This is a genomic window from Pseudomonas caricapapayae (genome assembly GCF_001400735.1).
Lineage (GTDB): Bacteria > Pseudomonadota > Gammaproteobacteria > Pseudomonadales > Pseudomonadaceae > Aquipseudomonas > Aquipseudomonas caricapapayae.
The window spans coordinates 61,131-73,945 of the sequence record NZ_LJPW01000140.1 but is presented as its reverse complement, the minus strand read 5'-3'; the positions used below and the strand labels follow the sequence as shown (position 1 = coordinate 73,945).

At 59.7% G+C, this 12,815-nt stretch carries 12 protein-coding genes; all 12 read right to left on the bottom strand.

Translation table 11 applies throughout. From position 1 onward, the window contains the following. Window positions 1–116: 116 nt before the first annotated feature. On the bottom strand, window positions 117–1,523 hold the full coding sequence (locus tag ALO80_RS19695) for a flagellar hook-length control protein FliK (protein WP_055010210.1): 1,407 nt from the start codon (window positions 1,521–1,523) through the stop codon (window positions 117–119). 112 nt (window positions 1,524–1,635) lie between these two features. After that, complete coding sequence (locus ALO80_RS19690; RefSeq protein WP_055010209.1) at window positions 1,636–1,992, bottom strand: Hpt domain-containing protein; 357 nt, start codon at window positions 1,990–1,992, stop codon at window positions 1,636–1,638. A 34-nt stretch (window positions 1,993–2,026) separates the two neighbouring features. Beyond that, window positions 2,027–3,733 carry a fused response regulator/phosphatase gene (locus ALO80_RS19685; protein ID WP_055010208.1) on the bottom strand — a complete coding sequence of 569 codons (1,707 nt, stop codon included), beginning with the start codon at window positions 3,731–3,733 and terminating at the stop codon, window positions 2,027–2,029. Then, entirely contained in the window at window positions 3,690–4,040 is a 351-nt protein-coding gene (locus ALO80_RS19680) for an STAS domain-containing protein (protein WP_055010212.1), read from the bottom strand. The genes ALO80_RS19685 and ALO80_RS19680 overlap by 44 nt, the downstream gene beginning before the upstream one ends. Window positions 4,041–4,124: 84 nt before the next feature. After that, on the bottom strand, window positions 4,125–4,574 hold the full coding sequence (gene fliJ / locus ALO80_RS19675; RefSeq protein ID WP_002554288.1) for a flagellar export protein FliJ: 450 nt from the start codon (window positions 4,572–4,574) through the stop codon (window positions 4,125–4,127). A gap of 6 nt (window positions 4,575–4,580) precedes the next feature. Further along, complete coding sequence (gene fliI / locus ALO80_RS19670; protein WP_055010207.1) at window positions 4,581–5,939, bottom strand: flagellar protein export ATPase FliI; 1,359 nt, start codon at window positions 5,937–5,939, stop codon at window positions 4,581–4,583. Beyond that, window positions 5,929–6,747 carry a flagellar assembly protein FliH gene (fliH, locus tag ALO80_RS19665; RefSeq protein WP_055010206.1) on the bottom strand — a complete coding sequence of 273 codons (819 nt, stop codon included), beginning with the start codon at window positions 6,745–6,747 and terminating at the stop codon, window positions 5,929–5,931. Before fliH ends, fliI begins: the two co-directional genes overlap by 11 nt. A 15-nt stretch (window positions 6,748–6,762) precedes the next feature. Then, on the bottom strand, window positions 6,763–7,779 hold the full coding sequence (gene fliG, locus ALO80_RS19660; protein WP_002554291.1) for a flagellar motor switch protein FliG: 1,017 nt from the start codon (window positions 7,777–7,779) through the stop codon (window positions 6,763–6,765). Further along, the gene (gene fliF, locus ALO80_RS19655) at window positions 7,772–9,556 is read right to left on the bottom strand and encodes a flagellar basal-body MS-ring/collar protein FliF (protein WP_055010205.1); all 1,785 of its coding nucleotides are present in this window, start codon (window positions 9,554–9,556) and stop codon (window positions 7,772–7,774) included. Before fliF ends, fliG begins: the two co-directional genes overlap by 8 nt. Window positions 9,557–9,571: 15 nt before the next feature. Beyond that, on the bottom strand, window positions 9,572–9,901 hold the full coding sequence (fliE, locus tag ALO80_RS19650) for a flagellar hook-basal body complex protein FliE (RefSeq protein WP_002554293.1): 330 nt from the start codon (window positions 9,899–9,901) through the stop codon (window positions 9,572–9,574). 242 nt (window positions 9,902–10,143) lie between these two features. Continuing rightward, complete coding sequence (locus ALO80_RS19645) at window positions 10,144–11,562, bottom strand: sigma-54-dependent transcriptional regulator (RefSeq protein WP_055010204.1); 1,419 nt, start codon at window positions 11,560–11,562, stop codon at window positions 10,144–10,146. Beyond that, window positions 11,562–12,776, bottom strand: a complete 1,215-nt coding sequence (locus ALO80_RS19640; RefSeq protein ID WP_055010203.1) for a sensor histidine kinase — start codon at window positions 12,774–12,776, stop codon at window positions 11,562–11,564. The genes ALO80_RS19645 and ALO80_RS19640 overlap by 1 nt, the downstream gene beginning before the upstream one ends. Window positions 12,777–12,815: the final 39 nt, after the last annotated feature.

The window sequence follows — 12,815 nt, the reverse complement described above, 5'->3', positions numbered from 1 at the left end:
CGAGGGGCGAAAAGCTGACCTGAGTCGAACCCCAGCCCCCACCCCCTGATGCCGTAGAACCGCTTCACGACTCAGAGCCGAGCGTTGCGAATAGAATCGAATCTGGACAGCTTGCCTCACGCGTAATAATCGATCTCACTGGTGCCGATCACACGTGCTGCTGGCTGGCTGACCGGAATGGCCGCATCGACGCCTGCGATTTCATCGGAGGTATCGCTGGAGCTCATGCCATTGCCACGACCGCTGCGCTGGGCGCGACTGGCCTGCTCTTGAGCCTGTTGCTGAGCCTGCTGTTGCGACTGATCGGAAACATTGACGTCGACGTTGCCAAGCCCCTGTTGAACGAACGACTCACGCAGCCTCGACATCTGGCTTTCAAGGGCGTCACGCACACCCATATGGGCGCTCATGAACGTCACTTGGGTCTGCTGTTCCGGGGCCATGTTGATGCGAATGTCCAGGCGCCCGAGCTCGGCAGGCTCCAGCTTGATATCGGCGGTCTTGAGGTTTTGGCTCGACAGATACATGACGCGGTCGACGATGCCTTCGGTCCAGCCGCTTTGATGCATGGCCAGCGGCTGACTCATCAAGGGTGCGGACGCAGGTGCTGCGGCCACGCGGGCAGGCTGCGCGGCCTGGCTCAATGCTGCGAGGCGATCGGCAAAGTTGTCTACGCGAGTGTCGCCAGCTGCGCTTTTGACATCCTTCAGGCCCTCGCCGATCAAACCGCTGAACGATTTGTCACTGCTTTCCGTGCTGCTGCCTTCAGAAGGAAGCTGCTCTGTCAAAGCCGACAGGTTATTGACAGCATTCTGGTTTGGATCAGCTTCTGCGTTGGTCGGCGTCGCCTTGTTGGCAGCCTGAGTATTCTGTGCAGCCAGCTGGGTTTTGGCATTGGCGTTTTCCAGTGCCAATTGCACTGCATCCAGACCGTCAAGCGGATCGGCGTCAGGGTTGAACGCGTCTTCGGCCACCACTGGCGGTGCGACCTGGGTAGCCACAAGCGTCGCAACGACTGGCTGAGCCGGGACGTCCGCACTTTGCGGCCTGGCGGCTACCGGAGCGCCAGGCACCTGGGCAGCCATGGCCTGCAGGGCCGGGTCAAGAACCGGATCGACAATCGCCGAGGTGTCGCTCAATGCCGGGTCCGCGGATGCCTGTGCGTCCTCCTGCCTGGAATCCTGCCTGGCCGTATCATCGTCGGCAGCAACGGATTTGGCTGGCAAATCATTGCCGCTATCGGCAACGCTCGACTTGTCGGCGGCATTCGCCTGATCGCTCGTCGACTTGTCCTTGCCTGCAGCAACCTTGTCTTTGTCAGGCGCGGCTTTGTCGCGGGCTGGCTTGACCGGCGCATCGTCACGGGAAGGCACAGCCTCTTTTGCCTGTTTGGCATAGACGTTGGAAAAGCTGGAGGCCCCGTCCTTGCTGCTGTCAGCAGACTTGACCGCATTATTGGCCGCAGCGGACCTGGAGGTCGCAGTGCTTGTGGCCTGAAGAAGCGCATTGGTGGCAAGGGGCATTTCGGTCTCCGCATAGCTGCTGGTTATCGCCTTACCAGAACATATAGCAATATGCGGGCCAAATTCTAAAAGCTGTCCGACAAGAGAAGATCGAGGGCTAAAAAATCAGCGCTCAACTGACGAATAATTGCCGTTCGGAATTGAACAGACCGCGAATGGTCATGTATTCACTGTCGATTTTGCCGATCAGCTCTGTCAGGCCAGTGAACCGCTGCTGACGAGCCTGCTCTTCGAGCTGGCGACACAGCTCGGAAAGTTGCAAGGCCCCCATATTGCTGCTGCTGCCCTTGAAACTGTGAGCGGTAAGGCTCAACTCCTGAAAGTCAGGGCTGGCAGCCTGAACCGCAAGCAGCAGTTGCGCGATACGCTGCTCGGAATCCTTGAGAAACACATCCAGCAAGGTTGGATATTCGTCCTCCATGACTTCCTGCAAGGCATTCAACACGCTGTAATCCAGATGAATCGACACTTGTTCACTCCTTGATCAAGACTCCAGGCGGGGATTATGCCACTCCCTCCCAGGAAAATTCCACGCAGGCAATCCTGCCATCTGTGGACCACCGCGCCTCGCGGCTCAATTCGCACACCAGCCGCAGCCCGCGGCCATACAACTCGTTGTTCGCAGGCATCAACATCCGGGCTTTTTCAACATCGAATCCCTGACCACTGTCCTCGACGCTGAGGGTCAGCCGACCACCGTCTGCGACGGGCTCAACCTGAACAGTCACGCGGATGAAGCCTGACCGGAGCCTGTCGAGACGCTCGGCCCGCTGCTGATAATACAGCGCGAAACCTGCTGCATCATGCTTGAGCGCCGAATCCAGTCCCAGCACACCGTGCTCCAGCGCATTGCTGTACAGTTCGCCAAGCACCATATGCAGCGCAGCGCCCTGATTGCGCAGGCCATGAACTTCCAGCAACAGTTGCAGGACATAAGGCAGCGGGTTGAAACGCTTGAGCGTGGACGCGCGGAACTCGAAGCTCGCCGACCAGTCCAGCGGGCTGGATGCGCCACTGTCCGAATATGTCAGGGCAGGCAGACTCTCCAGCGGTGCCTCCACGGCGCTGACTTCCAACAGGCTGACATCGTCACGCGCCTTGCCGCCAAAATCGTTGAGGGCCTCGAGAATTTCCTCGATCAACAAGTGCGGCTCTCGATTGGCAGAAAGGACTTGCCGCAAACGCTGCGCACCAAACAGCTCTTCATTGCTATTGCTGGTGTCGAGCACCCCGTCGGACAACAGAAAAACGCGATCGCCCGGTGCCAGCGGATAGACATCGGTGCGCGCATCGAAAGCATCGACACTCATTACGCCAAGCGGCAGGTGATTGGAGGCCAGCGGTACGTGCTCACCCTCCGCGCCACGCAACAGATAGCCGTCCGGCAAGCCACCGCTCCAGACCTCGACCTGCCGTTGCGGAAGATTGATACACAGCAGCGTTGCACAACAGAACATGTCGACCGGCAGGATACGCTTGAGCTTGGCGTTCATTTCGCGAAGGATTTCAACCAGGCCATAACCCTTGGCGGTCATGCCGTAAAACACTTCGGCGAGCGGCATTGCCCCGACGGCAGCCGGCAAGCCATGGCCGGTGAAATCTCCGAGCAACACCTGCATGTGCCCTGCCGGCGTATAGGCGGCCAGCATCAGGTCACCGTTGAACAGTGCATAGGGAGACTGCAGGTAGCGGATATTGCCGGCCCCCAGACAACCGGCGTGGGCGATCTGATCGAACACCGCCTTGGCGACACGCTGCTCGTTGAGCAGGTACTCGTGGTGCTTGCTGATCTGGTCGCGTTGTAGACGGACCGTTTCGTGCAATACCCGCAAACGGTTCATGGCATTGAGTTTGGCTGCCAGCACCAGCGGGTTGTAAGGCTTGGACATGAAGTCGTCGCCACCCGCGTCCAGACAGCGTGCGAGCGCCTCGCCTTCGGTCAACGAGGTGAGAAAGATGATTGGCACCAGCGACTCGCCGGTCATCGCCTTGATGCGTCGTGCCGCTTCGAAGCCGTCCATGACCGGCATCATGGCGTCCATCAGAATCAACTGCGGGCTTTCAGCCTTGAAAATGGCCACTGCCTCGACGCCATTGCCGGCACAAAGAACCCTGTGACCCTGCCGTGCAACGATAGTTGAAAGCAGCAAGCGGTCACTGGCACTGTCATCGGCGATCAGAATGCACAGTTTTTTCGGGGATGGCTGCACTGGGGATGCTCAATTCGAACAGCTTCGAAAAATTGGAAATGGCCAGAATCTTCAACACATCGGGAGTGCAATTGACGAGGCGCACCACTGCTTTGTCGCCACCGGCATGATCGCGTAGCAGCAACAGCATTCCCAGCGCGGAACTGTCCAGGTAATGAGTACCGCGCAAGTCGACCACGTAGCTCAGTGTCTGCGGATAATCCTCGTAGGCAGCGCGAAACGCCTGATGGGAGTTGAAATCAAAGCGCCCCTCTATGTAAAGGGTCAGCGTCTGGCCATCGGCAGAACGTTCGGAATTGACTGTCATGAGAACCTCGAGGTGTTTCATCACCGAGACATTGATAGCGTAGACCAGCCTGAGAGATCACCGCGGGTCCGATTGGGTCAAACGTCAGAATTGTTCGTGACGAGGCAGACGCTGCGATAACTCGTCGAGCAGTTTCTGCTCTCGTTTGTCCTCCAGCCTGCGAGCTTCGTCCATATAACGCTGCACCAGCTTGCGCAAGCCTTCGACCCGCGCATAGCAATCCTGCCAGGCGCTGCGCGCCCTATCGAGATTGGCCTTGTGCCATTCAAGACTTTTGTACTGCTGGGCGACGGCGACATCGAGCTGACTGAGAAAGCGCTGGTAACCCAGCAACCACTGCCCGGAGACTCCGGCACTGCCGCGCTGCAACCACTGCTGCTGATAATCCTGACGAAACTGGTCAAGCTCCTGCAGCTTGTTATTGGCCAGGTTGACCTGCCCCTGGAAATGCCCGAGCCGCTGGGCCGCCGTTCGCTCGGCCGCTTCAGCCATCTCGACCACTGGCGCCAGACGCGCCGCTCGACTCTGAGCCATGGGCTATCAGCCCCCCGGTGCCGGTGCGAATATCGACGCCAGCGCCTCGCCGCTGCCTTGCATGCTTTCGTTGTCGCGCAGCCCCTGACGCTGATAACGCACCAGCACCGGATGCAGGGCAATCGCCATGTCCGTCTCGCGATCGCCACCCGCTACATAGGCACCCACGCTGATAAGGTCGCGGGTCTGCTGATAACGCGACCACAATTGCTTGAAGTGCTGCGCACGCGCCATGTGCTCGGAGCTGACCACTGCAGGCATGACCCGACTGATGGAAGCTTCGATATCGATGGCCGGGTAATGGCCCTCCTCGGCCAGGCGCCGGGACAGCACGATGTGGCCGTCGAGCACACCTCGAGCGGAGTCGGCAATAGGGTCCTGCTGGTCATCGCCTTCCGACAGGACCGTGTAAAAGGCAGTGATCGAACCACCACCCGCTTCGGCATTGCCGGCACGCTCCACCAACTTGGGCAGACGGGCGAACACGGAAGGTGGATAGCCCTTGGTTGCCGGGGGCTCACCAATGGCCAGAGCGATTTCCCGCTGGGCCTGCGCAAAACGGGTCAGGGAGTCCATCAGCAAGAGAACATTCTTGCCCTTGTCACGAAAGTATTCGGCGATTCGCGTGCAGTACATCGCCGCACGCAAGCGCATCAGGGGCGCGTCATCGGCTGGCGAGGCCACCACAACCGAACGTTTGAGGCCTTCTTCGCCGAGGATGTGCTCGATGAACTCTTTAACCTCACGGCCCCGCTCGCCGATCAGGCCGACGACGATGATGTCCGCTTCGGTGAAGCGCGTCATCATGCCCAGCAGCACACTCTTGCCCACGCCAGTACCGGCAAACAACCCCAAGCGCTGGCCGCGACCGACCGTCAATAAACCGTTGATACAGCGAATGCCGACATCCAGCGGCTGGCTGATGGGATCGCGCTTGAGCGGGTTGATGGTCGGGCCATCCATCGGCACCCAGTCTTCAGCCTTGATCGGCGAGCGGCCATCCAGCGGCCGGCCTGCACCATCAAGCACCCGTCCCAGCATGCTCATGCCCATGGGCAAGCGGCCGGTATCGGCCAGCGGCACCACGCGCGCGCCGGGCGCAATGCCCGCTACGCTGCCGACCGGCATCAGAAACACCTTGCCGCCAGAAAACCCCATCACTTCAGCTTCGACTTCAACCGGGTGATGACTGTCATCGTTGATGACCACACAACGGCTGCCCATCGCCGCACGCAGACCTTCGGCTTCAAGTGTCAGGCCAACCATGCGCAGCAGGCGCCCCTCCACCACCGGCTGAGCAGGCAGGCTGATCGACTCGGCATAGGAACCGAGACGCTTGCCGAAACTGGTGCGATCAAGGCGCATCGAGCGTGTCCGTGTCGGGTTCGGCAACGCTGGAAGCCTTTGCCGACGAGGCATCCAGTTCGATGTTCAGGTCGGCCGCCGCCGGATGGGTCACTTGCTCATGCAACTGGTCGTGCATTTTGGAAATCGCCAGGGCAATTCGCGTTTCGACGCTGGCGTCGATACGGCTGTGCTCGGTTTCAATCCTGCAGCCGCCCGGCAACAGGTCTTCGTCCTCGACGATTTTCCACGACTCCTCGTGGCGCTCGCGCATGGCCTTGACCAGCAGAAAGTCTTGAGGATTGATGAAAATTCGCAGATTCTGCGCACCCATCGGCAATAGCTTGAGGGCATCGCGCAGCACGCTGGCGATTTGCCCGGAGTCAGTCACCAGCTCACGCTGAATCACCTGCCGCGCAATATGCTCGACCAGATGAATGACGGCCTTTTCGATCTGCGTATCCTGCTCGGCGATGGGTGCCAGCAGGTGGCCCATGAGTTGTTCCAGACTGGCGACCTTGGCCGCCAGAACAACTTCCGCCTCCTGACGCACTTTCAGCTGAGTGCTGTGAAAACCTTCCTTTTCACCGGTGGCGAAACCTTCGTTCCAGGCCTCCTGACGGATGCTTTCCAGCTCCTCCAGGGTCAGCGGCTGAACTTCGTCCAGCGGTACTTCTTCCATCTCGGCCGGTTCGTCGACAAGCTCCGGCTCGGGTTCAGGCTCGGGCTCCACATGCGGATCGAAGCTGGGCAGCGCCCAGATATCGAGTAACCCGGCGTCCTTGGCGCGAATGAGGTCGCTGGCCGATTCTTTATTGGAACTGGACATGAGTCGGCTGAATCCTTAGATCATTTCCTCGCCACCCTTGCCACCGAGTACGATCTCGCCGGCCTCGGCCATACGACGCGCAATGGTGAGGATTTCTTTCTGGGCGGTTTCCACATCGCTGACACGCACCGGACCTTTTGCTTCCAGGTCGTCGCGCAACAGTTCGGCGGCACGCTTGGACATGTTCTTGAAGATTTTTTCCTTGATCGCCTCGTCCGAGCCCTTGAGCGCCAGTACCAGCACGTCCGAGGACACTTCGCGCAACAGCGCCTGGATACCGCGATCGTCCACGTCGGAGAGGTTGTTGAAGACAAACATGAGGTCTTCGATCTGTACCGAAAGGTCTTCGTCGACCTCGCGGATCGAATCCATGAGCGCGCCTTCGATGGAGCTGTCGAGGAAGTTCATGATGTCGGCTGCACGCTTGATACCACCCAGGGTAGTACGCGACGTGTTGGCGTTACCGGAGAACTGCTTCTCGAGAATCTGGTTGAGCTCTTTGAGCGCTGCTGGCTGCACCGTATTGAGCGAAGAAACACGCAGAATGATATCCAGACGGACCTTGTGGTCGAAATGCCCAAGCACCTCGCCCGCCTGATCGGCGTCAAGATAAGCCACCACGATGGCCTGAATCTGCGGGTGTTCGAAACGGATCACGTCGGCAACGGCACGCGGTTCCATCCACTTGAGGCTGTCCAGACCACTGGTGTTGCCACCCAGCAGGATCCGGTCGATCAGGCCGTTGGCCTTGTCTTCGCCCAGTGCCTGGGTCAGCATTTTGCGGATATAGCCATCAGAACCGACGCCAAGGCTGGTCTGATCGCCGACGATGTCGACGAACTCGCTCATCACCTCTTCGACCTGCTCACGATGCACGTTGCGCATCTGAGCCATCGCTACGCCCACTTTCTGGACTTCCTTGGGGCCCATGTGCCGGAGCACCTGAGCAGCATCGGTTTCGCCGAGAGAAAGCAGCAATACTGCGGCTTTCTCGACTTTAGAGAGTTTGGCTACCATGGCTCGATCATTCATCAGTGTTAATCCACTCTTTCACGACCTGGGCCACACGACCCGGATCTTCGGCCACCAAGCTCTTGATTGCGTTCAACTGTGCGTCGTAACCCTCGGTCGGGCTAGGCAGCAGAATACTTTGCGGGCCACCCAGGCTGACGCGGTCGTTGGACAACTCGCCATCCAGGCCGCCCATGCCACCCAGCTCGGCGTCGCCACCGAAACCGGCCAGTTCCTTGCTCTTGCCGGTGGTGATGTTGTTCAACACCGGACGCAGTACGCCGAACACCAGGATCAGGATAAAGATCACCCCTACCGCCTGTTTGACGATGTCCCAGAACCAGGGCTGTGAGTAGAACGAAGCTTCAGGCAACACTTCGGCGCGCTCGCTGGAGAACGGCACGTTGATCACGCTGACGCTGTCACCGCGGCTGGCGTCGAACCCGACGGCATCCTGCACCAGCCGCGTAAAGCGAGCCAGATCCGCTGCGCTCCACGGCGCACGAGTGACTTCACCGTTGGCCGCATTGGTCTTGACCATGTCATCGACCACCACCGCGACCGACAGACGGGTCAGACGGCCCTGCTGTTGCTTGGTGTGGCTGATCGAGCGGTCCAGTTCGAAATTCTTGGTCGACTGTACGCGCTTGTCGGCCGGGTACGGAGCCAGTGCAGGCTGACCGGTCGCCGGGTCCATGATCTGCTGACCGTTGGCATCCAGCAGCGGCTGACCTGGAGCGATAGGGCCGGCCGCACCGGCCGCACCTGCGGTCGCATTCTGTGGAGCCGTTGCTGGACCGGGCGGCTGATTGCTCAATGCCCCCGGAACCCCGCTCGAACCGGAGCTGCTGGAACGTTGTTCGTTGACCGACTGTTCGCTGCGCAAGGCCGGCTGGTCAGGGTTGAAGCTTTCGGCGGTCGATTCGACGGCGCTGAAATCGACCACCGCCGAGACTTCGGCCTTGTAGCGATCGTTGCCCAGAATAGGCTGCAGAATGTTCTGCACGCGCTGGGTCAGCATGCCTTCCATGCGACGGCTGTAGTCGAACTGCTTGCCGGCCATGGTCAGTTCGGAGTTTTCCGCCTGATCGGAAAGCAGAGCGCCTTTCTGGTCCACGACGGTAATCTGCGACTTGCTCAGTTCGGGAACACTGGTAGCCACCAGATTGATGATGGCCATGACCTGGCTGGGCTCCAGCGAACGACCGGCGTACAGCTCGACCAGTACCGAGGCACTTGGCTTGCGGTCATCACGGACAAATACCGAACTCTTCGGGATCGCCAGGTGCACGCGGGCACCCTTGACGTTGTTCAGGGCGGAGATGGTACGAGCCAGTTCGCCTTCCAGACCGCGACGATAACGCGTGGCTTCCATGAACTGGCTGGTCCCCAGCCCCTGGTCCTTGTCGAGGATCTCGAAACCGATATTGGCGTCGTTCTGCACCACGCCCGCCTGCGCCAGCTGGATGCGCGCACGCTGCACGTCATCGGACTTCACCAGCAACGCGCCGGAATTGGGCTCGACGGTGTAGTTGATGTTCGCTGCAGTCAGCGTGTCCATGATCTGCTTGCTGTCCATGCCCGCCAGACTGCCATAAAGCGGACGATAGTCAGGCTGCTGGGACCAGAGCACCACGGCAAAGCCGATGGCCACGCTCGCGGCAAGACCGACCATGAGGCCGATCTGACGCAGCATGGTCATTTCGGAAAGGTTTTCCAGAAAAGACAAACCGAACAACGGTTTCTTCTCGGAAGCGCCCGCTCGTGCTGGAACGGGATCGGCTGTTGCTTCGGCCATGACTCAGTACGTCCCTTAAACCGGCATCTGCATGATGTCTTGGTAAGCTTGAACCAGCTTGTTACGAACCTGGGTCAACGCTTGAAAAGACACGCTGGCTTTCTGCGACGAAATCATGACGTCGGTCAGGTCGACGCCACTCTTGCCGATTTCAAATGCATTGGCCAACTGACTGGACGCCTGCTGGGTCTGCGCAACCTTGTTGACGGCCTGGCCAAGCATGTCGGCAAAGCTGCTGGCGCCGGCTTCCTGCGCGCCGGACACGGGCTTGGGTGCAGACATCGCATCCATCTGCATGGCCCGCATATCCAACATCAAGCGATTAAATTCAACACCTTGGCTCATGGACGTTTTCTCTCGTAAGGCCCGCAAATTTTTGACACTGATTCAGCGGGTACAGAAGACATAGCAACAACGGTGCCAGCTAGATGGCGGCTATTTGCCACACCAGACGTGAATGCCATGTTGCTCGACATCACATCATTCCAGACCGCCCGTATTTCGGGGCTATCCAGGTATTTCCAGCCTGCATCGTCATACGAATATTCAGCGACCGTCGATCATGACCGGTCGTCAGTGCCACCTGCTCAGGTGGCGAACAGATAGGCTTCCACGTCCATGCCAGCGTCACGCATCTGCGCCAGCTTGTAGCGCAATGTGCGCGGGCTGATACCCAGGCGTTCGGCAGCTTCCTTGCGACGACCGCGTTCCGAGCGCAGGGTGTCGATGATCATTTGAAACTCGCGACGCCTGAGGTCATCGCCCAGCGCACCGACCGATTCCGGATTGAGGACGGCGCCGGAATTGTCCGCCTGGGATGTGACAGGCAAAGACGCCACAGTCTCTGCCAGCGCGGCGACCGGAATCCCGCTAACCGCCGGCCCCGACAGACAGAAATCCTGCGCCTGTATCACACCGCCCTGCTGCAGAATCAACGCACGCTGTACGGCGTTATCCAGCTCACGCACATTGCCGGGCCACGGGTAGCTGACCAGACACTGCTGCGCCTCGACAGAAAGACGAACCGGCGCGTGCTTCATTTTATTGACGTGCTTGGCTATAAGACGCTCGGCCAACGGCAGAATATCGGCAGTCCTTTGACGCAACGCCTGCCATGCCAGCGGAAACACCGACAGGCGATAAAACAGATCTTCACGAAAGCGTCCTGCGGCCACTTCGCCCGCCAGATCCCGGTTAGTGGTCGCGACTACGCGAATATCCAGAATAATCGGCTTGCGCGCACCGACGCGCTCGACTTCCCGTTCCTGCAACACACGCAACAACTTGGCTTGCAGCCCAAGAGGCATTTCGGAAATTTCGTCAAGCAAGATCGTTCCGCCGTCAGCCTGCTCGAACTTGCCGGCCTGCGCTGCAATGGCACCGGTAAACGAGCCCTTCTCATGACCGAACAGCGTCGCCTCCAGCATGTTGTCCGGAATCGCAGCGCAGTTGATCGCAATAAACGGCTTATCGGCACGCGGCGAGTTTTGATGAATGAAACGCGCCAACACTTCTTTACCGGTCCCTGACTCGCCGGAGATCAGCACGGTGGAGTCGCTTTTCGCCACTCGGCTGGCGAGGTTCAACAACTGGATGCTGGCGGGCTCGACAGCAATCGGCCCGTCATGCTCGGCAGGTTCCAGACGACCCAGGGCGTGCCGCGCAACCAGCGCAATCAATGCCTTGGGCTCGAAGGGCTTGACCAGATAATCCGCAGCACCCTGGCGCATGGCATCGACCGCACGCTCGACTGCGCCGTGAGCAGTCATCAGCAGCACCGGCAATTGCGGATGGCGATTGCGCAGCAGACTCAGCAACTGATGGCCGTCCATACCCGGCATGTTGACATCACTTATCACAAGACTGAACGGTTGCGCCTCGGCAGCCACCAGCGCCTCTTCGGCGGAGCCAACGGCCTGATACCGGTAACCGGCCAGCTCAAGGGTCTCTCCAAGCGCCTCCCGAAGCGAACGGTCGTCCTCGACCAACAGCACATTGATCGACATCAGTTAGTACCTGTCGGGCTGGATGCAGGGATCAGTGGCAAGCTGACAATAGCGCAAGTGCCACGACCGACCCGCGACAGATAATGCACGCCACCCTGATGCGCACGCGACACCGCCGTCACCACGGCCAGACCCAGTCCGGTGCCGGTGGTCTTGGTGGTGAAGAATGGCTCACCGATGCGTGCCAGCGCGACCTTGTCCATGCCGCTGCCGTTATCACTGAAACACAGCCGTAACACGTTGCCGCGGCTGTAAGCATGAATCTTCAGGCATGTGTGGCCGGCACTGGCCTGGACTGCGTTCTCAATCAGGTTGAGCAACGCACCGACCAGGGTATCGCGGTTGCAAAGCAACTCGCCGTCGATGCTGTCGCACTGCCAACGCACTGACACACCCTGCACATGGGTCGCTGCAGCGTTTTGCAAGGCCTGAAACAACGCGCCGGGCGTGAGCCGATCCGTCAGCGGCAACTCGCCACGGGCAAACACCAACATGTCGCGAACCTGATGTTCAAGCTCATGCAGACGATCCTTGAGCCGTGCAGCAAAACGCTGCTGGGTTTCCACCGGCAGTTCCTGCTCGGTCAGATGGCTGGCATAGATCATGGCGGCCGACAATGGCGTACGAATCTGATGCGCCAGAGAAGCGACCATGCGCCCCAGCGATGACAATCGCTCGTGACGGGCCAGTTGCTCCTGAAGGTGCCGCGTTTCAGTCAGGTCATTGAGCAGCACCAGTTGCCCGGGCTCGGCATCCAGAGAACGTGTGGCAATCGAAAGCCTGCGGCCGTCCTTGAGGGAGACTTCGTGACCGTCATCCTCGCGGGGCGCAAAGCAGCGGCTGATAACGTGGCGCCAGAGCATGCCCAACAAGGGCTGACCGAGCAGATCGATGGCAGCTGGATTGGCTTCGCGCACCACACCCATGCCGTCAATCACGATCACTCCGCCGGGCAGCAGATCAAGCAGGTTCTGCAGACGGTTTGCCAGCCGCTCTTTTTCCGCCAGCTCCTGCAGACGCTGAGCTCCGGCATGGGCCAGCTCACCCTTGAGTTCGGTGACACGCGCTTCCAGCAGGCCGTAGGAATCGGTCAGTTGCGCGGACATCTGATTGAACAGCGAGAACGCCTGCTCCAGCCCCTGACGACTTTCCAGCTCCGGAGAGTACTGAGCCTGGGCAGATAGGGCGGAAGTCAGTTGGGCGGCCTGGGACATGGTTCATCTCTCTCGTGGCGGACCGTCAGTAAACGGTGT

Bases quoted from the DNA above. Each gene is read 5' to 3' on its own strand.
- ALO80_RS19695 (WP_055010210.1), bottom strand. From the start codon at position 1,523: ATGCCCCTTGCCACCAATGCGCTTCTTCAGGCCACAAGCACTGCGACC.
- fliI (WP_055010207.1), bottom strand. From the start codon at position 5,939: ATGCGCCTTGATCGCACCAGTTTCGGCAAGCGTCTCGGTTCCTATGCC.
- ALO80_RS19645 (WP_055010204.1), bottom strand. From the start codon at position 11,562: ATGTCGATCAATGTGCTGTTGGTCGAGGACGACCGTTCGCTTCGGGAG.
- fliF (WP_055010205.1), bottom strand. From the start codon at position 9,556: ATGGCCGAAGCAACAGCCGATCCCGTTCCAGCACGAGCGGGCGCTTCC.
- fliH (WP_055010206.1), bottom strand. From the start codon at position 6,747: ATGTCCAGTTCCAATAAAGAATCGGCCAGCGACCTCATTCGCGCCAAG.
- ALO80_RS19640 (WP_055010203.1), bottom strand. From the start codon at position 12,776: ATGTCCCAGGCCGCCCAACTGACTTCCGCCCTATCTGCCCAGGCTCAG.
- fliG (WP_002554291.1), bottom strand. From the start codon at position 7,779: ATGAATGATCGAGCCATGGTAGCCAAACTCTCTAAAGTCGAGAAAGCC.
- fliE (WP_002554293.1), bottom strand. From the start codon at position 9,901: ATGAGCCAAGGTGTTGAATTTAATCGCTTGATGTTGGATATGCGGGCC.
- fliJ (WP_002554288.1), bottom strand. From the start codon at position 4,574: ATGGCTCAGAGTCGAGCGGCGCGTCTGGCGCCAGTGGTCGAGATGGCT.
- ALO80_RS19680 (WP_055010212.1), bottom strand. From the start codon at position 4,040: ATGACAGTCAATTCCGAACGTTCTGCCGATGGCCAGACGCTGACCCTT.